Origin of the sequence: Sphingobacterium bovisgrunnientis, from assembly GCF_009829085.1 — a bacterium.
GTDB classification, from domain to species: Bacteria; Bacteroidota; Bacteroidia; order Sphingobacteriales; family Sphingobacteriaceae; genus Sphingobacterium; species Sphingobacterium bovisgrunnientis.
The window spans coordinates 40443-66572 of record NZ_WUQY01000011.1 but is presented as its reverse complement, the minus strand read 5'-3'; the positions used below and the strand labels follow the sequence as shown (position 1 = coordinate 66572).

Annotated in this window: 17 protein-coding genes and 1 pseudogene; 14 read left to right on the top strand and 4 right to left on the bottom strand. The window is 33.7% G+C overall.

The annotated features are described in order from the left end of the window. Positions 1–8: 8 nt before the first annotated feature. From GOQ16_RS07360 to GOQ16_RS07310, 12 genes are all read left to right on the top strand, one after another. On the top strand, positions 9–1121 hold the full coding sequence (locus GOQ16_RS07360) for a glycoside hydrolase 100 family protein (RefSeq protein WP_160068700.1): 1113 nt from the start codon (positions 9–11) through the stop codon (positions 1119–1121). A gap of 22 nt (positions 1122–1143) precedes the next feature. Beyond that, entirely contained in the window at positions 1144–1341 is a 198-nt protein-coding gene (locus GOQ16_RS17530) for a hypothetical protein (protein WP_192922514.1), read from the top strand. A gap of 117 nt (positions 1342–1458) precedes the next feature. After that, positions 1459–1635 carry a hypothetical protein gene (locus GOQ16_RS17525; RefSeq protein ID WP_192922513.1) on the top strand — a complete coding sequence of 59 codons (177 nt, stop codon included), beginning with the start codon at positions 1459–1461 and terminating at the stop codon, positions 1633–1635. 589 nt (positions 1636–2224) lie between these two features. Then, positions 2225–2785, top strand: coding sequence for an RNA polymerase sigma factor (locus tag GOQ16_RS07350; protein WP_160068699.1), 561 nt, complete (start codon positions 2225–2227; stop codon positions 2783–2785). 52 nt (positions 2786–2837) lie between these two features. Next, on the top strand, positions 2838–4025 hold the full coding sequence (locus GOQ16_RS07345; RefSeq protein WP_160068698.1) for a FecR family protein: 1188 nt from the start codon (positions 2838–2840) through the stop codon (positions 4023–4025). A 187-nt stretch (positions 4026–4212) separates the two neighbouring features. Continuing rightward, positions 4213–7569 carry a SusC/RagA family TonB-linked outer membrane protein gene (locus tag GOQ16_RS07340; protein ID WP_160068697.1) on the top strand — a complete coding sequence of 1119 codons (3357 nt, stop codon included), beginning with the start codon at positions 4213–4215 and terminating at the stop codon, positions 7567–7569. Positions 7570–7583: 14 nt separating this feature from the next. Beyond that, entirely contained in the window at positions 7584–9062 is a 1479-nt protein-coding gene (locus GOQ16_RS07335) for a RagB/SusD family nutrient uptake outer membrane protein (RefSeq protein WP_160068696.1), read from the top strand. Beyond that, a complete protein-coding gene (locus GOQ16_RS07330) occupies positions 9049–9963 on the top strand; it encodes an endonuclease/exonuclease/phosphatase family protein (RefSeq protein ID WP_160068695.1) in 915 nt (304 codons plus the stop codon). Before GOQ16_RS07335 ends, GOQ16_RS07330 begins: the two co-directional genes overlap by 14 nt. A gap of 23 nt (positions 9964–9986) precedes the next feature. Beyond that, positions 9987–12407 (top strand): BACON domain-containing protein, encoded by a 2421-nt coding sequence (locus GOQ16_RS07325; protein ID WP_160068694.1) that lies wholly within the window; start codon positions 9987–9989, stop codon positions 12405–12407. Between the two features lie 8 nt (positions 12408–12415). Next, on the top strand, positions 12416–14590 hold the full coding sequence (locus GOQ16_RS07320) for a DUF5689 domain-containing protein (protein WP_160068693.1): 2175 nt from the start codon (positions 12416–12418) through the stop codon (positions 14588–14590). An 8-nt stretch (positions 14591–14598) separates the two neighbouring features. Beyond that, complete coding sequence (locus tag GOQ16_RS07315; protein WP_160068692.1) at positions 14599–15402, top strand: endonuclease/exonuclease/phosphatase family protein; 804 nt, start codon at positions 14599–14601, stop codon at positions 15400–15402. 10 nt (positions 15403–15412) lie between these two features. Continuing rightward, positions 15413–16402: a hypothetical protein gene (locus tag GOQ16_RS07310; RefSeq protein WP_160068691.1), complete on the top strand. Its 990-nt coding sequence runs from the start codon at positions 15413–15415 to the stop codon at positions 16400–16402. Positions 16403–17061: 659 nt separating this feature from the next. Here GOQ16_RS07310 and GOQ16_RS07305 read toward each other — a convergent pair. After that, positions 17062–18657: a RagB/SusD family nutrient uptake outer membrane protein gene (locus tag GOQ16_RS07305; protein ID WP_160068690.1), complete on the bottom strand. Its 1596-nt coding sequence runs from the start codon at positions 18655–18657 to the stop codon at positions 17062–17064. 21 nt (positions 18658–18678) lie between these two features. After that, on the bottom strand, positions 18679–21585 hold the full coding sequence (locus tag GOQ16_RS07300) for a SusC/RagA family TonB-linked outer membrane protein (protein ID WP_160068689.1): 2907 nt from the start codon (positions 21583–21585) through the stop codon (positions 18679–18681). Between the two features lie 322 nt (positions 21586–21907). Here GOQ16_RS07300 and GOQ16_RS07295 point away from each other — a divergent pair, with 322 nt between their 5' ends. Then, positions 21908–22360 (top strand): hypothetical protein, encoded by a 453-nt coding sequence (locus GOQ16_RS07295; protein ID WP_160068688.1) that lies wholly within the window; start codon positions 21908–21910, stop codon positions 22358–22360. A gap of 31 nt (positions 22361–22391) precedes the next feature. Further along, positions 22392–23195 (top strand): annotated as a pseudogene (locus GOQ16_RS07290) (RagB/SusD family nutrient uptake outer membrane protein). Positions 23196–23597: 402 nt separating this feature from the next. Here the strand turns inward: GOQ16_RS07290 and GOQ16_RS07280 are convergent. Next, complete coding sequence (locus GOQ16_RS07280; RefSeq protein WP_204987444.1) at positions 23598–24683, bottom strand: HpaII family restriction endonuclease; 1086 nt, start codon at positions 24681–24683, stop codon at positions 23598–23600. A gap of 24 nt (positions 24684–24707) precedes the next feature. Beyond that, positions 24708–25991 (bottom strand): DNA cytosine methyltransferase, encoded by a 1284-nt coding sequence (locus tag GOQ16_RS07275; RefSeq protein WP_240140974.1) that lies wholly within the window; start codon positions 25989–25991, stop codon positions 24708–24710. Positions 25992–26130: the final 139 nt, after the last annotated feature.

Here is a 26130-nt window from a genome sequence, read left to right as displayed (position 1 = left end):
TAATAAGGATGCTTACTAAACTGCAAATTGAGGAGTTAGATGCTGCAAAAATAGCAGCATTAGATGTGTTGTTAAATAATATGAACGGACCTTTTCATAATCTTCCCAGAACTGCAGGGTGGGGCTACCCTGAGCCTTATACTCGAGATCTATTATTGTCTATCTTTGGGATTGCTAGCACGAAAAACGCTCAACTCTATGACAGTGTTAAGAATGTTTTGGAAGTTTTAGCAGACCATCAAACAGTCCATGGACATATACCATCCATCGTATTTGATCCAAATAATTTGGGGGCTAGTGATACAACGCCATTGTTTCTCATGGCGGTTGGGATATATCGGCTGATGACAGGGGATTCCAATTTTCTTGAAGAGGCTGTTAATAAATCATTAATCTGGATGCAATATCAGTGTCCAAATGATGACGGAGTAGTCGCTCAACAGCCCACTAGTGACTGGCGTGATGAACAGTGGGTATTGGGATATGGGTTGTATGTTAATACTGTATACCACATTGCCCTGCAGGTATTAGGATTCCAACAGCGTGCCGATAGGCTCTCCAACATATTGGATACTCTATTCACTATAGAAAAACAATATTATGCACTATGGACATATAAAATATTCAACAGTGAAAAATTTGATTTACTAGGAAACAGTCTAGCCATACTTAGTGGAATTGCATCTGCTCAAAAAGCAGACGCAATCATTCAATGGGTAGAAAATTCCTGTGAATCCATGAGAAAAGAAAATATATTATCGGTAGATCTTCCACCTAATTTTTTCCCCTTTATTTACCCGGTTGATCGCGAATGGCATGAGCGATATAGAGAGTTTAACCAACCAGGAGACTATCACAACGGAGGCATCTGGCCATTTATTTGTGGATTTTATATAGCAGCATTAGTGAAAAGTCAACATTTTGATTTGGCAGAAGAAAAGCTCGTAGCTCTTACCTCAGTCATCAAAAAATCTACAGATATTCAGTTAGAATTTGGATTTAATGAGTGGTTAAAAAGCCAAGATGGAGTACCTTATGGACAAGACTGGCAGACATGGAGTGCAGCTATGTATTTATATGCTGCTCAAAGTGTGCAAAACCGTGAAGCATCGTTTTTTTAACGTATTATCCATCCGTTTGTGTATGTACTACAAAGGACTGACTTTAATCTTGTTAAACCTAGAAATAACCACAAAAGTTATACAGAAGAATGTGAATAAAACACTCAAAGGGCTTCACGCTTCCCAACCAAGAAATATCCTCATTGCTGATGTTTGTTTCAAAGGTGGGTATATTGATTCTTGGGGACGTGGAATGTTGAAAATCTATAACGCCTGTTAAGAAGCGGGATTACCCGAACCTGAAATAAAGGAGTTTCAGACCGGCTTACTGGTAACGCTTTTCAAAAACAACCTGACAACCGAACAGCTGACTAAAATCGGATTAAATGAACGACAGTTGAAAGCTGTCGAGTTTGTGAAGGAAAACGGAAAAATAACGAATAGTGAGTACCAGAATTTAAACGAAACGTCTGACAGAACATCTTCAAGAGACTTGGAGAACTTAGTAAAATTAGGTGTATTTGTGAAAGAAGGAGAGAAAAAAGGAACAAGTTATAAGTTATCTGGCAGTTAAATGGCGGAAACGTGGCGGATAAAATCGCTTTTCGGAAAAGGTTCGGGAAGGAAGTGCTTGAAACACTAATTGGATAGAAAAAAATCCTAAAAACAGATAGCAAAACTTATTGGTAAATCATCAAGACTTAAATTGATTTGTCTCTTTAACTCAGGTTAATCCCTCTGTCCGTTTTGAATTCCATTTTTTTAAAATAAACGGAAGGAAACCATAAAAGAGTTTTACACCCCTCACGGACAGGAATATCAAACACGGTAAATTTAATATATATCATAGAGAGTAATTAGCGTGTGGTGGTCCATTTTAACTTTAAAAGTGTTTACAATTGATTACTTATAAAGGTGTGTTCTGAGAACTTACAACTCTATTTTATCCATTTTAGTACTTACTTTTAAGAGGTTAAAAATTAATTTATGGAAATATTACACAAATAATCTTGACTAAATTATAATATCATTATATATTCGTAGCTCCAATTGAAGTTATAGACCTTTGAAATCAGATGTTTTCATTATTATAAATTAACAATACTTTAATGGTCAAATGCTTATTTTGAGCTTTATTGTGAATGTATTACTTTACGTAATTGATGAAAAAAAATTTACCTAATATAGAAGTTGATTGTTTCAATGAAGGCTGTCCGAAATCATTTTTGGTTGTATTTAACTTTTATTATCCGATAATCGTTAGGTATATACATTCCAGATGTCCTATCGCAGAAGATGTTGAGGAATTAACTCAAGAGGTGTTTGTACAATTACATTTGAGTAAAGAAAAAATTAATCGTGTCGAAGATATATACCCCTTATTATTTACAATAGCTAAAAGAATTACAATTTCTTATTTCAGAAAACAAATAAGCATTAGAAATACACATCAAGAAGCGCAAAAGAATTGGTCTTATGATGTTAATTCTACAGAAGAAACAATAAGTTTTAATGAACTTAGCAAAGTACTGGATAATATAATTAAAAGTTTACCACCACAGCAACGACAAGTTTATGAGTTATCTTCTCGTGATAACCTTACTAATGAAAAAATTTCTGATGAACTTAATATTTCAAAAAATACAGTAAGAAATCACTTACGTTTGGCGACTCAAAACGTTCGATTAAGTCTCAGTAAAATATACAATACACTTTTTTTATAATTATTTTTAGTTGCATTAGTCTTTTCGCATTTAGCTTGCGATTATATAGATAATGCAAAAAGAAAGATTAAATCAATTATTACAGAGGTATCATAACAACCAATTGTCGCAGAGTGAGAAATCTGAATTGATGGATTTCTTACAGCACGATGCTAATAGCACGATGTTGGATTCTTTGTGGAATAAGGATTTTGAAAGTTCTTTTTCTGAAATAAATATAAATCAAGATATATTATTCGAAAAGATTATAACTGATAAAAGGTTAAGTCCTTTTAAAGATACTAGAAAAATAAAGCGTATTAAATTTTATAAACATCTTGCTGCAGCTTGCGTAATAATTTTCTTTCTCTCTTTGTCCGGCCTCTGGATTTATCAAACCTATTACAAATCAAATGAAAATTTAACCATTTCTAAAAGTGAGGTAATTATTCCTGGAGGCAAATTAGCGCGTATGCAGTTTGAAGATGATTCATTTATTGAATTCGAAGATATTAAACAAGATACTGTTCTGTTGGATAAAGGTATACATATAAAAGTGTCTGACAAGGGAGATGTATCCTATGAACTTATTAATAAAACTAAATCAATTCAATATACCACTGTATATACACCTCGAGGTGGAGAATACACTCTTACATTAGCTGATGGATCTAGAGTGTGGTTGAATAGTGAATCGAAAATAAAATATCCTTTGGTATTCAATAATGAATCACGGGAAGTTGAAATAGAAGGGGAGGTGTATTTTAATGTTGAATCAAAATCTCTTGGGAATAGAAAAATTCCATTTAAAGTAAAAACAAAAACTCAAATTATTGAGGTATTAGGAACTGAATTTAATGTGAATGCGTATTATGATAATATTTACACCACATTAGTTGAGGGATCTGTTGCTGTAAAAAATATTACAAATCAGGAAAATATAATCTTAGCACCTAATCAACAAAGTGAGTTTAACACTGCTAATGGTTCGATAGAAAAGAGCAATGTCGATCCATATTATTTTATAGCTTGGAAAAGTGGAAAATTTGCCTTTAAAAGTGCAACTATACAACAAGTTATGGCTGATTTAGCCAGATGGTATGATGTTGAAGTTATTTACCAAGGAGATTTTCGAAATATAACTTATTCAGGATCAATTTCAAGACTTGAAAATTTTGAGGAAGTTCTAAAACTTATTGAATTAACTAACAAATTTAAATTTAAAATTGATGGAAGGAGGGTAACTGTGATAAAAGCATAATTAGATATACAGTTACAAGATAAAAAACAGGAGTGTTGAAGCCACCCCTGTAATAAATCTATGTAATTATAACATAAAAATAATTGAAATCGCTGTTAAACAAAATCAATATCTACAAATGTATGAAAAAAATATTTTAAGGAATAGTTTCCTTAAAACCCTTGTTTGTCCTAAATTGTTGTTTATCATGAAATTGACATGGATACTACTAATGGTGTCAATATTACAAGTTAGTGCTTCTACTTTTGCACAGAAAATAACTATTAAGAAATCAAATGTTAGTCTAGAAAATGTTTTGAAAGAAATACAATTGAAGACTGGTATTTCTATTTTTTATGCTGATGAATTAGTTAGAAACATTTCTACAGTGAATGTTGATTTCACTAATCAGGAAGTAGAAAAGGTGCTTACTTCGATATTATCCACGCACAAATTAGAGTTCAAAAAGCGCAAAAACAGTATTGTAGTAGTCGCAGTAGACCAGAAACCTACAATTTCTCCTGTTGTAAAAACTTTAGATAAACACGAATTACAAGAAATTATTATAAGGGGCGTAATTAAAGATGTGAATGGTAATTTATTACCAGGTGTCACGGTTAAAGGAAAAAATATTTCTACTATCTCAGTATCTGATAACCAAGGTTTTTTTGAAATTAAAGTCACGGAGATTCCTACCACATTAAGTTTCAATTTAATGGGATTTCAAGCTTTAGAAAAACGTATTACAGCAACGCGAGATATTGTTGTAATCTTACAAGAAACCGTTTCTGAAGTTGATGAGGTTGTGGTAATTGGATATGGAGAAGTTAAGAAAAAAGATCTTACTGGATCTGTCGTAAATGTTAAGATGGACGATGTAAGGGATGCTCCTGTTTTATCTGTTGATTTAGCTCTTCAGGGTAGAGTACCTGGAGCTGATATTATGGCATCAACTGGAGAGCCTGGTGCTCCGGCATCTATTCGTATTCGAGGAACACGTTCTATTACAGCGACTAATGAGCCGTTGATTGTTGTAGATGGTGTTTTAGATGGTGTAAGTAATTTAACTGATATCAATACTGCTGATATTGAATCTTTAAGTGTTCTAAAGGACGCTTCTGCTACTGCTATTTATGGGTCTAGAGGAAGTAATGGTGTAATTATTATTACTACCAAGCAAGGGAAAAGGGGCAAAGATCAAATAAATCTTAGAAGTACATTTGGTATATCACAATTGCCACGAAAATTGGATTTAATGAATGCTTCTCAATATGCTCAATATCGTAATGATTATGCATTATTCACATCAGCTGCACCATATACTGACATAAATATAAACTCCCCTTTATCGGCTTATCCTTACCCTGATCCATTATCACTTGGGAAGGGAACTGATTGGGTAGATGAAATTACAAGAGTAGCTTCATACCATACACATAATTTATCCTTATCGGGTGGTACTGAAAAAGCTAATTATTACGCTTCAGTTGCATATGACAATACCCAAGGTATTATTAAGCGTAGTGGTTTAGATCGTATTACAGGTCGCCTTAATATTGATTATAAAATATTTCCATGGATGAAAGTGGGCTGGAAATACAATCTTACAAAGCGTGATGAGGACCAAAACTTAGTAACTATTGGCGGGACGAATTGGTGGAACGGAGCTATATACTTAAATCCCATGATTAAAGTATATGAAAACTTTAATGATTTATGGTATTCTGGGCAGACTTTCAATTCTCCACGTTCCATTTTGGATTTAGGTGTGATTAGAAATCTCAAACGTGATGGTGCTACTAACACTGGATACATAGAGATTGAACCTATTGCGAATTTAAAGTTTAATTCACAATTGACCTACTACAATTATGGACAACATACATTCCGATTTGAGCCAAGTACTCTTCCCGCTAAGGGGGCGAACGAGGGGGCCTTAGCATACAGGGGTGAGTTTACAGAGCATAATTTAATGAGTCAAAACACATTAAATTATTTAAAGAAGTTTAATCGACATCATATTGATTTTACTGCAGGGTTTATTGGTCAAAAAATATTCAGTGATAATTTAACATTACAGGGAGATGGCTATCAGTCAGATGCAATTTTATGGAATAATATGAATGCTATTCCTGATAAAGAAAATTATTCAGCTACCTCAAACAATAATAACAAGACCAGTATGTCTTATTTAGGAAGGGTCAATTACCACTTCAATAATAAATACTATATCACCCTTACAGGTCGTAGAGATGGAGCTTCAAATTTTGCATCAAATAATAAGTGGGCATTTTTTCCCTCTGGAGCTTTAAAGTGGAACATAAGTGAAGAAAATTTCATGAAAGATATGAAGTGGATTAATGAATTTTCTTTACGGACTAGTGCTGGTAGGACAGGTAATGATGGGATTAGTTCTTATCGTTCACTTGCTGCCTTATCATCTTCTACCTCTGGATATTTGTTTAATGGCTCGCAACCAGTGGCATTTTATCCATCACGATTGGCATCGGATCAACTTTCATGGGAGAAAACTGATATGTATAATGTGGCAACCGATATATCATTATTTGATCGTCGAGTAAATATCGTTTTAGAGGCATATTTATCCTATACTAAAGATTTGTTGCTTGATGTACAAACACCTACACAAACTGGATATACCACACGATTTGCTAATGTTGGTAAGACATCTAATCGAGGATTAGAATTTAGTATCGAGACACGCAATATTGAAAAGGAGAATTTTGATTGGAGCTCTAGTTTTTCCATTTCTCACAATAGACAAATGGTAGATAACATAGGTCATTTTGACTATGTAAATGTTTATGGTGCCTATGGTAATAATAGCTATATGATGTATGGCTACATTGAAGACTATCCACTTAATGCCCTGTGGGGATTTCAATACGCAGGTACATGGAAAAATCAGGAAGAGGTAGATCGTAATAAAATTACAAAATCTTATGTGTCAGCTTCTTCGAATCAATATCAACCAGGATCAGCTAGATATATTGATACAAATCATGATGGGGTTTTTAATGAGCAAGATCAGATTTATTTAGGGAATGCCGATCCATTCATTTATGGTGGATTGCAGAACAATATCCGTTATAAAAATTTGACTGTTGGCTTGTTTTTGAATTATTCATTAGGGGGTAAAATTTATAATGTTTCGGAGCAATGGTTAGGAAACGGAGGTTTTATAACAAACCAATATGCTTATCAATTGGACGCTTGGCATCCGGTGAGAAATCCTAATTCAGATTTACCACGGGCAGGCAGTACAGATAATATAGCATCTAGTCGAATGGTTCATGATGCTAGTTATTTAAGACTTAAATCATTAGCTATAGGATATAACATTGATCTAGGGAAAATTACGAATAATAAGCTAAAAAGTGTTCAACTTGGTCTTGCGGGAGAGAATCTATTTGTCTGGAAGAAATACAATGGATTTGATCCGGATGTATCCTCACAAAGTAGCAATTCTACTCTAAGACGTGTAGATATTGGAGCATACCCAAAGCCTAGAACAATTGTTGGATCCATTCAAATCAGGTATTAATTATTTTATAAGTTATGAAAAAATTTATTACAGGAATATTATTGAGTTTCTCTTTGATAGGATGTTCGATAGATGAGGAACCAACATCATTTGTTAATACCGATAATTATTATCAAACAGAAGCACAAATTATCTCGGGATTAAATGCTACATATATTCCATTGAGAAGTATATACAACTATACATACTTAATAGCTACCGAGGGGGTTACAGATTTGATGTATATCGCATCAGGAACCTTAGACGCACAACTAGATATTTCTCCTGCTCAACCTCGATTTGGTCAGAATATGTGGACAAATGGATATAAAGGAGTTATGTATTGTAATTCAATTATCGAAGCAATTAAAAAAGCACCAATTTCAGAGGAATCTAAGAAGCCATTATTAGCTGAAGGGATAATTATGCGTGCTTATTACTATTGGTTTTTGACTTCCACCTTTGGTGATGTTCCATTTTATACAGAAGACGTTTCAGATGCCAATGTGTTAGATAAGGTATCCAACTTGGGAAGAATGTCTGCAAATGAAACAAGAGAATATTTAATTGCTGAATTGACTGAGCATGTTCCTAACATGCCTCAAATAAGAACAAATGACTTATCTGGTAATAGGTCAGGTGCTGCAATGGGATGGATGTTAATAGGGAAATTAGCCCAATGGAATAAAAATTGGGAGGTAGCGAAAAATGCTGTGAACGAACTGGAAAAGATATATGGTTCTTTAGAACAATATCCCTTGAGTGATATCCCCTTGAAAAATAAAAATATAAAAGAGTCAATATTTGAAATTCAATATACTTATTCAGAAACAGGTCTCCAAGTTGTAACGAGTTCTGCTGCAATCTGTATGCCTACACGCAATAGAGATAATGTCTATGATGGTGTTGTAATTCCAGAATTGGGAAGTACAGCGACTACTTGGGCTGCATTAAGACCTAATAACTATTATTTCCAAACAGTTATGCGTCGTAATAGTAGTGATAATAGATTGGATTATAACATGGCTTGGGAGTACAATGGTGTGGCTTTTAATAGTGTAGCGAGCAGACCATGGCTAGGTCCTAAATTTTGGTCTTACAATATGATAAATTCTGCTGATGGAAATAATCAAAGAGTGTTTAGATATGCTGATGCCTTACTGATGCAGGCTGAGAACTTTATGGAATTAAGAAATGCGGATGAGTCAATTAGGTATCTAAATATTGTTCGTAAGCGAGCAAATTTACCTGTGTATAGCTTTAGAAACTGGGACTTGTTAAAAGAAGAAATTCAAAAGGAACGTGGCAGAGAACTTTTAGGGGAATACCAACGTAAATATGATTTGGTAAGGTGGGGTATTTGGTATCAGTTAACTTATGATTATACAGACTATGCTACCTTAAAAGATAAGATGTTACCATGTCATGAGTACTATCCAATACCTGATATGGAGGTTGTTAAGTCAAATTATGCATTAGACAATAAAGCTTACGAAAGCTATGGAAAGAATTAAATTAAAAATAATTAATATACAGCATATATTCCCAGTTTTTTTGGTATTACTGGTATTGTTTTCTTGTTCTAAAAGCGAAGATAACTCACCGATAGATGGTGGAAACAATCCTATTCCGGATGTTGATGAAACACTTCCTGACACACTAAAAATTATAAGCTATAACATTTTAGAGGGAATGAAAAATGATAGATCAAATAATTACAACAAATTTGTTGATTGGATAAAGTCTTATGCGCCTGATGTGTTAGCATTACAGGAAGTAAATGGGTTTAACCAACGAAAGTTGGAAGAGCTTGCTAAGCGTTATGGACACTCTTATGTTATAACGAATTTAAAATCAACTGATAATTATCCTGTTGCAATAACATCTAAATATCCTATTGAATCTAGAAGAAGAATTACTTTACATACTTCACATGGAGCAATATTCGCCAAATTAAAGAATACAGATATTAACATTGTTAATACACACTTTTGGCCCCAGACATATTGGAAGAGTGTAGGAGATGGTAGAGGAGATGAATATAGGCTACAAGAGGCTAATGTAAATTTGGATAGTACCATTCGTAAGTTTCCGAATGAAAAAAGTTGGCTTTACTTAGGTGACTTTAACGCTGTGAATCGCAAGGATTATGATGCTGGCACTACCAATCAAAGCTTTCTAGTATTAGATGAAATCCAAAATGCCGGTTTTTTAGATGTGGTACATCATTTACATGGATATAAACTGAATAACACAGCGAATTACGCATTCAACTATCCGGGTAGAAGAATAGATTTTATTTTTGGTACTACTGAAATCTTATCAAAAGTTACTAAAGCTATGCCCATTTATGATGAGTTTACTGCAGTTTATTCGGATCACCCTCCGATTATGGTACATATATTAAATAAATAGTTTTTAAATCAATAAAGTCCAAGATGAAAAGAATTTGGAATAACACCAGTTATCGATTAATGTGCTTGATTATTGGAGTGCTACTTATTGTTATAGGGTGTGAAAAAAAATATGAACTTGATCTTTCTTTAGCTTTAGCGACAGAAGAAATTCATTTAAAACCTGAGGAAGGTAATACCAAAATTATGGTTTATTCTACAGCAGACTGGCAAGTGTCCGTGAAAGAAGAGACCGATTGGCTTACATTGAACACAACTACAGGTTCTGGAAATGAGGATATATTATTTTCTTACAACAGGAATTTCGGTATTACAAGAAAGGCCACACTTATAATAACTAAGGGATCGGAAAAGAAAGAATTGACTATTATTCAAGATGGTCAAGATGCATCATTTAGGTTTACGAAATCTAAATATATGGTTACACGAAATCCATTTCATATTACCCTACCTATATTAAACGATCTAGAATCAAATATTAGCCGTATAAATGTAGAATATTTGTATGATGATGAAACTTCAGAAAAATGGATCAATAATGCCAAGCTTACAGCTAATGGATTCGAGTTTGATTTATTAGAAAATAAAAATAACAGAACCAGAACTGTAAGAATATATTTAACTGTTTTTGATGCTCAAGAAAAAGAATATACGGTTTACACCGATATTGATCAATCAACGACTGATCCAATTTTAACCCAAAGAACGACTGAAAGTGTTTTAACTCGAAGACCTAAAATGGATACTGTAATTGTTCGGGGTAATGTAAGCGCATTATTTCCTGAATTCCAAAAAACAGTAACTTATGAAAACGGTAATGATTGGATTGAGAGTGTAGATTTAGCAAATGATAGTTTATTAATTATTGCTATTCGTGCTAATGAATCAGGGGTACAACGTCGTGCGAGTGTTAATATTAAATTAGTAAATGGTGGTAGAACGTATATTGATCTTACACATAAAGTTACACAAACTGCCCAAGATTACGATTATCTAGATTTTGCGGCTTTAAAGGCTATGATTCCTGGAGCTGAAGGTGAAATTCAAATTACTGCACCATTACGTGTTCTTGAAGGTGTTGTTGTTGGAGATATTAATAACAACAATATGGATGTTAATCCAAATACAAGCTATAATGCGATTGACTTCACGGAATCATTAAAAACTAATTATATCCAAAGTATTGATGGAACTTCAGGTTTTAGATTGAAGTTTAGTGCAGTTGCGGCTAATGTATTAGCACGTAATTCCAAGGTTTCTCTCACCGTTGATGGTTTAATTTTACAAAAGGAATCTAATCCTACTCGTTTTACAATCAAGGGTCTCAATACTAGAAATATAGTAACTCAAGAGAATATAGAGCCTACTGATTATAGTATTCAACATAAAAATATTAGTGAATTGCAAGATAGCGATGTACACACTTATGTTAAATTAAAACAATCATCTGTGTCAATTCCATATGGGGCATTTACTAATGTAAATATGGGGTATGTGCGTACTACCTCATGGAATACTAATGGTGCAGGTGTGAATGTAGCATATCTTGATGCTATCCCTACTGGAATATATGACGCACAAGGAGCTACTATTAAAATGATTGTCAATACAGCAAACTCATGGAGTAGAGATGCCTTACCCTCTGGAGTAGGAGATTTAGGAGGAATTATTGTGCACAACAAAATAATGAGATATGGTGCCGGTGAAGGAGATATTGGCCGATATAGCATTCGTCCTGTAAATAAATCTGATATTCAGCTATATAATCAAACACGATTTAATAAACTGGTAGAATGGATTATGTTTAATCCTAATTCTTTAGGTACAGCAGGTAGTCTTACCACAAATTCTGGAGGATACCTACCTGCTTTTGGAGACGGTAGGGCTTACTCATCTACAAATGTAAATGCAACGTTAGGCGCAAATCCATTATTCCATAGTGATCCTACATCTAAAGTTGTTCCTTCTTCTGGATTTCAGTTCAACCAAAAATGGTGGGATGGTTCTAAAAATAGCGCTGAAGCCTTAGTTTTGGAATTTTCAACTAAAAATATCAGTACATCAAATTCGATGATGTTGAATTTTAATATTGGTGGTGGATCAGGGAATGTTGCAACATTTAATGTTCCATTATATTGGCATGTTAAGTATTCTACCGATGGAGCAAACTATTTTGTTATTCCCAATTCAGAATTTACAGTGCGCCCTTTAGCGGGGTGGAATTTGAACCATCATTTCACCGCTTTAGGTCTTAATCCGTATTCTATAAAACTACCTACAACACTATTAGCTAAGGATAAAGTTTATCTGCGTATTGAGCCGAAAAGTAATATATGTGCTATTAACGAGCCATTTGGTGGACAAGGCGGTCAAATCACAGCAAGCCAAAACAATAATGCTGTTAATGTTCGATTTGGTACGGTAATGATTAATTATTTTCAATAAATGCTATTATGAAGAAAAGAAATATTAAATATTTACTTCCTGTGTTTTTCTTATTAGCTTTTCTACAGAGCTGTAAGAAGGATTTAATTGAATATGCTCCATTTTCTGAATTGGGCGCTCAAGCAAACGAATATATAGTACCTAGCAGTGCGGGTGAAGTGAAAGTAAAAATCTTGTCTAACGCTGATTTTACTGTAAATATTTCTCAAGATGATTCCTGGCTTTCAAGTAATGCTAAAAATTATTCTGGGGATACGTCTATAACATTTACTTATCAAGCTAATGACTCATTTAATAGGATGGCAGTTGTGCCTTTATATTCTGAGGCGTATGATAGATACGATACGCTATATATAAAGCAAAGGGGTACTGAGAATGCTAAAATGCAGTTCCCAGTTTTAAACACTTCTGTATTAGGTGATGGTGGAGATGTTAGTGTTAAATTGAATGCAAATATCTCTTTTGATGATGTAAAGGTTAATATTGTTTATCCTGAGGCTAATGGTGATCTGTGGGTCTCTGATGATTTTACATATAATCAACAAGATTCGCTACTCTCTTTCACAGTTGAGCCTAATAGGGATCCTGTAAAATTACGAAATGCACAGATAAAGCTTTCATATATAGACGGCTGGGGTCAAGAGATTTCCAGTACCTTATATCTTGTACAGGCAAATGCAAATAACGAATTTGGTACATTAACAGATTTCACTGCTGTACGTTCATGGGCTGGAGAGCGAATTACTTCCGATATTTATATTGAAGGGATAATTATATCTGATGCTAAAAACCCTAACGCTAGCGAACATGTGCAGACAACACCAACTGCTATAAATTATACGGAAACTGATAGGGTGACATACATTCAGACTTTTGATGGTAAGTATGGGTTTAAGATAGTTACAAGTACTGTTAATGACAATATATTTAAAAGTTACAGTAAAGTTAAAATCCTTTTAAAGGGTACATCTGTAAATAAAGAAACCAACCCGGATTATTACACCATAAGTGGTGTTACCTCTATGATGGTTTTGAGTCAAGAAGAGGGGATGGCATCTAATTTAGCTAATAAATCAAAGTATATTTCAGAACTTACTGATGATGATATCTTTACTTATGTCACGCTAAAGGATACTGAATTTCCTATTCGCAAAGGTTCTTTTACACCTATAAATGAGGGGTACGCTACACCATTTAATGCACACCGAGTTGCTAAATATCCATTAGTAATGCGTGATATTCAGGGTGAGAGCATATTCTTGATGACCAATACGCGTGTACCATATAGACGAGATGGTGCTATATTACCTTATGGGTCTGGAGATGTTTCAGGTGTAATTGTTCATGAAAAGTTTACTCGTTTTGAATATGAAGATGATGTAACAGAAGATAAATTTGGGAATATAGGCCGATGTCAAATTCGTCATTTATCGAAATCAGATATCAAAATAAGCTCAGATTTCAACTCTGGTTTTTCAGCCTTAGTCACAGAATTTCAGTATCCAGTAATTGAAAATGGTGTTGCTAAAGCTACATTTGGAAATGGTAGTATATCTTCTTCCGTATCCACAGTAAACTTAGCGCGAACCTTCGATTACTCTTACTTGGGGCCTATAGGGAACACCTCATTAGGAAATAATAATAAATATGGTAATGGTGTGATGCTGGGAAATACAAAGCAAAACCAGGAAGCAACAACTAATAGTGATGGTAAGGGGCAGGTCATTAACGCTGCAATTTCTGGCAATACTCTTTGGTGGAATGAAGCAAAGCAAAGAGGAGAGGCGTTTGTATTAGACTTTTCTACCCAAGGCATATCTACAGATAAGTTATCCCTACAGTTTACAATGGCAAATTTAACAGGTGGTACTGGTAAAGGAGCGCCAAGATATTGGAAGGTAGAATGGTCTGATCACGGTAATATGGATGGAAGCTGGAATACAATTGCTCCCTTTACAGTGCCTGATGTACCACTTTGGGCCAATACGACGATTCATCAATTGGCAGGATATAAAAACTATACTTTTAATTTACCATTAACATTACTGGGCAAATCTAAAGTATATATTAGACTTATAGTAGATAGAAATTTAGCAAGCGATGGTAATTCATATGCCTCTGAGCCATTAACTGCTGCTTCAAATACTGGGTTAGGTTATTTAGGTATTAGATATAACAAATAGATATACATATGAAACGAGTTCTATTTTGGGTGATATTGTTCTTTTGTGCAAATTTTACATTTGCACAAAAGAATCAAATGCCAATGAAATTAAAAGTTTGTAGCTATAATATTGGACATTTTAATCAAGGTTCTCTTGGTGGATTTCAGCTTAATAAAAATGTCGCTGAAGCTGAATTAAAGCGATGGAAACAGTGGATTGGTAAAGAGGGTTTTGATATTTTGTCTGTTAATGAGTGGAATAGCTATTTTGATAAGGATAGTATCTATAATGCGCAACAACATTTACTAGATCCATTTTATTCAACTGTAGTTATGGGAGAGTCTAAAAGGTGGATATTTAATGGCTTAGCTTCAAATTACAAATTAACTAATATCCGTCAAAAAAACTGGGATGGGGATTATTATGCTATTATAGGAGATATGCATGTTGGGGATGAGATTATAACAGTAATTTCTACTCATATCCCATGGCAAAAAGACTGGCATGATAACTCTTTAAATATGTTAATTCAGGAGCTTAAGAAATATAAGTATTTCATTTGCTTAGGCGATATGAATGCTTCTGATAAAAATCAATTAAAATTTACATCTCAAGGCTTTAATATGGCTAATGGCGGGCATTTAGGCTGGTTTAACACCTGTGGTGGGAAAGCTTTGAAATCGGGTTACCAAGGAGCTATTGATTATAATATTGATAATATCATTACCTCATCTAATATAAAAATATTTAATGTATCAGCACCAATGACAGGGCTTAATGATTTAGATCATTTACCTATTATAGCTGATTTAGTGATTTCATGGAATTAAATTATTTAAGATGTTTAGAAATTTAATAAAATACAAAATAGTGTATTTCCTTACAATTGGAATTACGGCTCTATATTCTTGTGATAAACAAGAAGAATCTAGGCAACTCTCCTCGTTTGTCATTTCTGAGAGTATCCATTTAGAAGATAAGATAGATTCAATTTATCCAGCCTCTATTGAAGGAGGGAAAGATACGCTATACATTCATACTACTAAAGATTTCAAAGTTTCGAGTGAGACAAACAGCCTAGAGAAATGGGTAACCATCGACAAGGTTGAAAAATTAGATAACAATATTTCTCAAGTTATCATAGATATTAAACCTTTATTGGAAACTTTTGAAAAACGAAGTAATGTTTTATCTTTCATTACCGAGGATCTAGACGGTGGGTTTGTGTCAATGTCTCAAGGATACATAAGAAGATTTAATGATAATTTTAATTGGTTAAGGTATGGTGTATTGAACCCTTTAGATGAAGGCCGTGAAGTATTGCTAGAGAATTGGACATCCACCCAAAAATCTAACGGATGGACTTCAACAATAGGAGAGAAAGAGTCCTCAGCACATGTCTACGGCCGGTTTGAATATGTTAAAATGGGTTCGGTTAGTTATGGTGCGGATCTAATAAGCAGAAATATTGGAGGAATTGAACGAGATAGCATTTTAGTGCTGACCTTTAATGCTTTAGCGTATTCACCATTATTTGCCGATAGGGATGGAAATAAATTGACTCTAGAACTTCAAAATGGATGTACATTCTTAGATAACAGTACAATTAAAACTATTGAATTGAATTATTTCGATTCACAATCGGCATTAATTGAAAAGAACTTATGGAATAATTCATTTCATTCCTTTTATCTTAAGAAGCCTGATAATAACACTGTCATATCTACGATAAAAATTAAATTTCTGACAGGATCAGATATAAGTACTGCTTCAAACAGAGTTATATTAGATAATTTTAATATCTACTCCGTCTTAGAATATAAGCCCTAGTTAAATAAGGGTTATTTAATTAATACCAATAATATATAATTGCTGCTCTCAGAATATTTCCGAGGGCAGTTTTTATTTTATTCTGTATCTATAGAAAACAAGTTCCTGTTTAGTTTTAAAATTTTGGATGTAATTATCAATAACGTTGAAAAAATGCTTTTAGTCTCAGCATCCATTTTTGTATGTCGTTGATACGTTCCTCTGTTTCTTTGTTGTAAGAAGCGTTTTTCCGTTCCCGGATTATAAAAACACCGTTACGCCAATGTATTTAGCATAGATATCCTTTAGTCTAACTAATATTTTTTGAAATAAAACTGATGTGGTATTATATCAGTTTTACCTTGAATTTAGTTTTTGGTGTTTTAATTCTTCTAGAATAGTCATTGAAAATGAGAGGTGTTCACGATTAATGAACGTATTAATCGAATTCTCAAACAAGAGTTTAGGAGTGGCATTTATCATTTAGAGTTATGGTTGATGAAGGAAATAGTTAATGAAGCTATTCGAATTTATAACAACATTAGACCATAAATGAATTACAGGACCTATAAAACAAAAAACAGTAGCAACCTATCGGCTACTACTGTTTAATTTTATGTGTTTTTAATCATTGAAAACCTGTTTCTTGTTTTCAAAAATAGTCATTTTGATCAGGTTTCTTAATAACCTGGGTTTTGTTTTAATCCAGGCTCTACACGCATACTATTTGCATGGAATGGCCATCTGTAATTATGAGGCTGAAAAGAACGATCTTCAATTTTTAAAGTTTCTATTTTGCCATCTACTAATCGGGTATGTCCCAAAGCAGGCTCATTTAAAACTTCCTCAGCAATTTTCCAACGTAAGATATCATCGTATCTTAATCCTTCGCCAGCAAATTCGGTACGTCGTTCATTTCGAATCAAGTCTATCCATTCTTGTTGCGTTTTATTAGTTAGTTTTACATCTGCTATGTCCATACTAAGACCCGCTCTTTTACGCACCTGATTAATACAGTCTTTTGCTAAATCATCTACATCATTAAGCATAATTTTTGCTTCTGCATACGTAAGTAATACTTCTGCATAACGTGATAAGGGGAAATGCATATTTCCACCTGATTTGAAAGCGTCAGTATCATCTACAAACTTTCTGAACCAATACCCTGATTTACTTGCTCGTTGGTTTTCGAAGTACATCAAAGATCCAGTATTATAGATATCAATACGTTCACCAGAAAAAGTATCACCATGGCCGAATATACTAGCAGCCAGACGTGGATCTCTATTTAGTTTAGGATTCAATTCATATTCTTGTTTACTATGTAAAGGACAATTATCAATAGCTCTACCTTGCAACGTCCAGTAAGAATCCACTAATGATTTGGTAGGTACTAGATATGATTGTCCATTCCCTGTTCTAAATTGAGGTGCTAAGTCTCTGAATGAGTTGGTAGCAGAGTTAGCATGACTTTCCATATCGAACTTCATTATAAATTCTTTATTTGTTTTATCCGCTTTATAATTGAACAAATTAGCATAGCTCGAGTGCAATTGATACTTTCCACTATCCATAATTTCTTTAGCTATTTTTGCGGCCAATTCATAACGCTCATTTATTAGCGCATAACGCATAATCAATGATTTGAAAGAATAGCGATTAAACATATAAGCATCTGAAGTATATTCATTTTCGGGTAGTCTTGCTGCAATCTCTTCAGCTAAAGGAAATAATTTATCTAGAATTTCTTCTTTAGGTGTAGGTGGTTGAAGAGCTGATTCAATAGTAGCTGGCTCTAGGAAAAAAGGTACGTCTCCCCATCTACTTGTTAATTTAAAGTAATGCCATACTCGTAGGGCTTCTAAAATACTTTTAAACTTAGTACGTACAGCTTCATCTTCTACATAGGGTATATCTGCATTCGCAATAAAAGTATTCAGACGTCCCATATGTTTCATTTGTAATTCGTAATAATACAAAAAGGCAGCTGTATTAGCATTAAAATTACCATTAGCGATACGCTGGTGGTGATCACCATCAACACGACTATAGGCATTATCAGACTTACCATCTTCCATATAGAAAAGAATACCTCTTGCACCAACGGAGCTAAATACGTCTACATAGCTACTGTAGACTACGCGACGTAGATCTTCTTCAGTGTTAAAGAATTCAACAAATGAGGTGGCTGTTGGATCTGTTTTATCTAGGAATTTCTCACAGCTACTTAATGACATCGTTGCTAATATGCTGAAAAATAATATTGATTTTTTCATCTTGTTCTCAATTTTTTAGGTTTAATAAATACTCGCTCTAATACCAAAACTGTACGTTGCCATACGTGGGTAATTTCCATTCCCGCCATTACGCTCTGGCTCTAATCCTTCGTATTTAGTAAATGTAAAAGCATCTTGTGCATTAATATACATTCTGACATTCTTTATATTTTTTCCTAATTTTGGAAATGTATAGCCTATTTGAAGCATTTTTATACGAAAAAAAGACGCATCCGACAACCAGACATCACTTAAGAAGGTATTTGTACTAGCTCCTGTCCATACACGTGGGAATCTACTATTTTGGTTTTCTGGTGTCCAGCGGTTGTCTGCATATTCTTGGCGTGGAGCACCTAATGCGTTACTTGACCCATCAACTAATACAGGGTAGCCTTCTTGGCCATTTAGACGAGACGTACGCTTACCAACACCTTGACCAAGCATACCGAAATCCCAATTTTTATATTTTAAGTTAAGATTTAAAGAGTAGTTCAAGTGGGGAAAAGGGTCACCTAAATTTACACGATCGTCGTCATTAATGATCCCATCACCATTTTGATCTTTATATTTGATATCTCCAGGAAGAGTATTGGGCATTTTCGCGACAGTACCATCTACATCAGCTCTATCTGCAAAGAAACCTTCAGTCTCGTAACCATAATAGTTGTCGATTGCAATCCCATTATACCATATTTTATCGTTGGTATCTTTAAAAATTAATGTATCCGAATTACTGTAACCAGCTTTCAATACACGGTTTTCATTGTCAAAAAGCATACCGCCTATAGTATACTCTACATTTCCTATTTTGTCTGACCAATTTGCCGAAATCTCATATCCTTTATTTTTAACCTCACCAATATTTACTGCTGTAGTTAAATAGTAGGAACCTGTTAACGGAGGGACAGGGAAGTCTGCATAGATTAAATCATAAGAAAATTTATCATATACCTCTGCTGTAATATTTAAGCGATTTTGTAAAAAGGCTAAATCAGCTCCAATGTTCAGTTGTTTTTGTTTTTCCCAAGAGAAATTAGCATTTGGGACACGCATAGTCCATCCCCATGTATTTACACTTTCTTGCCACAGATAAGGTGCTACATTTTCATTCCCTATTAAACCATAAGAAGCTCTTAATTTAAAATTGTTCAATACACCAGCATCTTTTAGGTTAGCCATGAAAGCCTCATTGGATATATTCCAAGCTAGGGCTGCTGAAGGGAAAAATCCCCATTTTTGCCCTGGTGCAAACTTAGAGCTACCGTCTGTACGTGCTGTTACCTCTAATAAATAGCGATTATCAAATGAATAATTTAACTTTCCGAAAAATGATGCTTTATTTACTTCACGATAATCTGTATAGGCATAATTCATCATTTCAGCACCAGCTGTAAAGTAAATCTTATCTTTGTCCTGTCGAAGGTCCTTCGTGTAGTTTACTAAAGCACGTGCCGTGATTTGTGACTCACTAATTCCTTGATTTGCACCTACAGAGTTGGACCAAATTGTAGCAGGCTTTCCATTGATGTCATAAAATTTAAATGTTTCACGAATAGATTTATCAGCTGCTTTATTAATCATATAGGAAATATTAGCTTCAATATTTAAATTTTTATTGATAAAATATTTAGGTCTTAAATTGATTGTACTACGATCCCCTAAATAGCTCTTTTTTCCTCCTCTATTGATAGAAGCAATAGGATTCATGTTGTTATGCAATATGTAGTGCTCTGGAAGGTCAGAATCAAAATAAGGTTGTAAGGTAGGATTCATGCGCCAAGCAATTTGGTATAATCCATGTCCGTCATCATTAGCCATTAAGCGATCATATTGGTTACGTAAAGCATAGAAATCAGCTAATAAAACAAATTTGTCAGCAATGTTTACATTGGTGTTGAAGCGAGCAGAAAATTTGCGTGCGCCTTCGATGTCGTTTAGACCGCCTTGCTGTGTATGGTTTAGCATAAGATTAAAAGTACCTACACCACCACCACCAGAAACACTTGCAGATTGATTTTGTGAAAATGATTTCTTTTGAATAACCTCATCCAACCAGTTAATGTTTTTTGTTTCACCAGTTTCTGCTTTACGGATGTCTTCTTCCGAAAATAGAACTGTTTGTCCTTGGTATCCTCTTGCTTCATTATTTAGACGCATATAATTAGACGCGTCTACGAAAGTTGGCAGATCTATTGGATTATCAATGGCTGCCCATGCATTAATATCTACCTTAAATTGACCTGTCGAACCACGTTCTGTCTCAATAATAATAACACCATTTGCACCACGTGATCCGTACATCGCTGTTGAAGCGGCATCTTTTAGTACTGTTAAGCTTTTTATTTGATTAGGATCAATGTCTGATAAAGACTGTTCCATACCATCGACAATTACTAATGGGCTTGCATTTTGTAATGTACTCATCCCTCGAATAGAAATATTTCCCGCGTTAGCGCCAGGAAGACTATTTCCCTGAAGCATAGTTACCCCAGGGATAGTTCCACTGAATGCTTGCTCTAGTTTAATTATTGGTCGATTTTTAGTCGAGGACATATCCATTTGCGAAACAGAGGAAGCAACGTGTTTTTTATCCACGGAAGAAAACCCAACAACTACAACCTCGTCTAAGCCTATGTTACGTTCTTCCATAATCACATTAAGCCGATCTTTATTTTGAGTAGGGATCTCTTGATCTTCATAACCTACAGCAGAAAAAATTAGTGTCGCATTAGCGGATGTAAGACGAATTTCAAAATTACCAGCCCCATCCGATATTGTTGATAGATTGGACCCTTTTACAAGTATACTAGCATTGCTGATAGGTCGATTTTGATTATCCTTAATTGTGCCGGTTAATAACCGACTTTGCGCAATTACATCTAGAAGTAAAAATGTAATGAAATAAATAATTAGTAATGTTTTTTTCATGTAAATGGTTTAATTAAATAGATTTTATGGTGATGTAATGTACATATAATAAGTTTACATTCAACATTTTTAATATGTTTTATTGGGAAATGTGGTATACATTCTAACTAAATTATAGTAAAAATGTCGATTCGATTCGGCTCTACTTAAAATTACCAATTTTGCTGTATTCTTATTTTCGATACAATACCATTAATGTTTTAAAAAAATAGATATCCAAGATTTAAAAAATGATTTCACTTCTGATTTAAAATTCGAAGAAGTTGATCCCTTAGTAGAAAATAGAATTAATTAATATATTATTCCCACAAAAGGTGTAGCTATGGCTGTAAGAGCAAAATTATGGATGTATGCCGCATCGCCTTTATTCAACGGAGGTTACACTGAGGCTTTAGAATTAAAAAATACCGACGGTAAATCATTATTCGCAGCTAAAGATTTAGAAAAATGGAAAAAGGCTAAACAAGTTTTAAAGGAGTTTATTGACTTCGCAAATAACGGGAACTATAATTTATACTACAGTAGTGTTCCTAACAATCCCTATTTAAATGTATACGAATTATTCCAACGTTATAACAAAGAAATTATTTGGGCCAATGCTGTCAACAGCTGGGGAACAGTTGAGTCAGCTCAAATTCCGAGAGATATTGCAAGTACAGCGGGAGGATATATGGGCGTTACACAAGAAGCTGTAGACGCATTTTTTATGAACAATGGTTTGAAAATTAATGATCAAAATTCTGGATATTCAGAAATTGGGTTTTCAAATGTTTAAAATCCATCTACTCGATTTGTAAAAGGAGGTAATGAAATTATCCTTACTGACAATAATGTTTCAAATATGTATGCCAATCGTGAGCCAAGATTTCTATGCCACTGTGACTTATCAAGGGGAAAGTTGGCACGATGTCGTCTCGAATGTAAATTTACAAGGAACAACAGCAGCGACATCATTGGCAACCCGTATATACTTTTCACGAGATATAAAATCATCTACTAATCCAAGGCCAGGGTATGGAGGAATAGCACATAGTGGCAACGCAACCTCTGGAGGATATTCAAAAACAGGGTATTTGTTGTATAAATTTAATAATAGAACCATTCATCCTACTGTTTCTGGTGGAATCAAGACTGTGTTTAGACCCTCAATTATTTTCAGGCTAGCAGACTTCTATTTATTATATGCCGAAGCTTGTAATGAAGTTGATCCTAACGATCCAGAAATTATTAAATACTTGGATCTTGTAAGGCATAGAGCTGGGATTCCTGGCTATGTAGAGATGAATTCAAATGGCACAAAAACTGGAATTTTGGGGAATCAACAAAAACAGCGCGAAGCTATACAGCAAGAAAGAAGAATTGAACTTTTTGCAGAAGGTCAACGTTATTTTGATGTAAGAAGATAGATGATTGCAGAAGAAGCAGAGGGAAGACAAGGAGGCGTTTTTACAGGTATGAACATTTCAGGTAATCAAAATGATTTAAGTTATTTTAAAAGAACTGATTATGATAACGCGCCAAGAATTTTTAAAAAATCTATGTACTTGTATCCAATCCCATTTGCCGAAATATCTAAAAGCAGACTTTTAGTCCAAAATCCAGGATTTTAGAAAAATTAAAAGAGGCGAAATATTTTGATAGAGGTAATAAAAAATCTCTTTAATAATTAAAACTTCATAAAAGGGAGAAAGTTGTAAATTTCATACTCTGAATGTTGATTTATAGAAGGAGTTGTTAGCCAAATATTTAAAAGATATAAATAAAATACAGGTCTTATGAAAATTAAAATTCATAAGACCTGTATTATTGGGAAATGTGGTATATATTCGTATGCATACATACGAATTAAGAACCTACATCATTTTGCTACTTTCTTATTTTCCATTTACAATACTGTAACTCCTGAGAATAAATACTACAGTAGCTTTTCTTTCAATAGTAATCGTAAAGTTCGATTTTGGTATATTTATACCTATTTGCCTATTACAACTTGAATTTGTGACAGGAACTTATTATATAAAACGTATTTGAAAATTAAGGTTTATATACAACTCTCCATTTAACTGATAAATATATCCAAAATCATGTTTAGTGGCACTAGGCGTATCAAACTTGGTATTAACATATAAATAATCCTCGAATTCGTTTCTATTATATATATGATAACATAATACCTCACCATCCTTTTTTACAACTAAATATCCACCTGTTGCATCAATAATTCCTCCCCAAACTTTTGTTGGCAACATACCCAATGATACATCTGTTAAAAATCTTTTGAACTTATATGAATAAAAAGGATGATCGTTTGAGAAATTGAATTTCAGGGGATTTTCATAAGCTAGTGAATTTATAATCTCAATTGATTTGGATATCCCTGAAGTAAAGTATTTATACAGGGCATGTGCCAATATATTAGGTAAGGACGAGTCAACTAAGGTTAAATTATTATGGAATATAACACATGGAACATGGGAAAATTTTAATTCACAACCTTTATTTAAAATTGTACGAAGTCTGCCTTTAACATCTTGAATCACCTTAGTGCCTTTATATTTAACAATTCTATTGATTTCTTCTAGATCTGTAGGTGATAAATCTCCAACTATTTTATAGGCAAAGTTCGTTGATTTGTTACTATTAAATAATGTCGGAGGAGTCCCAACTTCAGACTTTATACTAAAGCCTAATTGAGGACTTCTACCCGTTACTAAATCATGTATTATGATCCGAATATCGCTTTTTAGTGATGATTTAGCCTTAATAGATTTACTACCATAAGAATTAATAAAAGTTTCTATCTCAGGAATTGTAAAAGAAGATTTATTTTTCTCTTTTAATTTATTTAAAAGAAATGAAGCATTTTGATAAAACGTTTTTACAGATATCCTAAATTCTTCATTCTTGTTTTTTACAACTACTAAATCATTATCGTAAGAAAATTCAAATGTACCATTAGATTCATCCCTTAATATTTTTATTATAGGAAAAATCATTGATTCGACTTTGTGAAGTTCACTAGTTCCTCCATAAAGTTTCTTATCAGCGATAATTTTGAATAATGTATAATATTTCACTCCACTCCCCAATATTTCCACTTAATCCTTCAGATTTTTCTGACATTACTGTTGTTTTAAAATTATTTCTATAATTTTCTTGGCTGTAGCCTGAATAGCGGGTACCGCGACGGAATTGCCAAATTGTTTATATGCCGATGCATCCGCCACTGGAATTATAAAATTATCAGGAAATCCCTGTAATCTAGCCCATTCTCTAGGTGTCATTTTTCGAACGCCCTCCTTGTTGACTTCTCCTTTAATTTTTGTTGTAGGCGTGAAATCTGTAATTCTATTATCAATCACTAAATTTCTTTCTCTCCCCATTCCTCCACACACCACAGCATTTGCAATTTCATCATCATTTATGATTTGATACCCAAAGCCATTTCCTTTACTTTCATGTCTATTTTTGTGATTAATTAATGTTTGAAGGTATCTATTGGACAAATAATATTTGGTATCCACAACACTTGTTTCTTTAACATCTTCAAAACGAGCGGTTTGGTTCGTTGCGTCTGGGTATTTAAAACTATCAATTCCTAAACTAGGATGAAATCCAACAATATATATACGTTCTCTATTTTGTGGCAGACCAAAGTCTTTTGCATTTATAATTTGAGGATCAGGCACAAAATATCCAAGATCTTCCCTAAGTACATTTAATATTGTATTTAAGGTCTTTCCTTTATCGTGACTTCTTAAACCTTTAACATTTTCAAGAAAAAAGGCTTCGGGTTGTTTCCGCTTTATTATTTCTGCAACATCAAAAAATAAAGTTCCACGAGTATCTTCAAATCCTCCCCGCTTTCCTGCAATAGAGAATGCTTGACATGGGAAACCTGCGCAAAGTATATCAAAGCTTTCAGGAATATATTGTTTTATTTCTTCTTGAGTTATATCTCCAAAAGGTGTTTCACCAAAATTTGCTCTATAAGTTTTCTGTGCTTGTTTATCCCACTCACTTGTAAAAACACATTTTCCTCCAAGATTTTGTAATGCGAGACGAAAACCTCCAATCCCAGCAAATAAATCAATGAAGTTAAACAATGGCTTATCTACAGGTAAGAAAGGAACATCCTCCTTTTTAAAAACTTCTAATTGATTATTAGAATCTAAATAATCGACAAATTTTTCTTTTAAGTAATGGCCCGCTATCTCATTAGTAAATTTTAAAGCATCATATTTATAGAATTGAGAGGTTTGATATGTATTATTATATAAATAATGAGTTATTACCGCATCCTTCAAGGCAAACTTGCAAATTGGATTTTTCTTATCTTTTCTTACTTCATCAAGTGATAACTTCTCCAATACATTCATTTTACATTCACTAATTAATTTCTGCAATTTACGAAATTATAAATGTTTTCATGAGTAATCTTCCCTGATCAAGCTACATCTGTAACTTGAACTGTCGTTGAAATAAAAATACTTTTTTTTAGAAATAGTATAGTTTTCACCCTGTTTAAGAATGGGTTAATTGTAT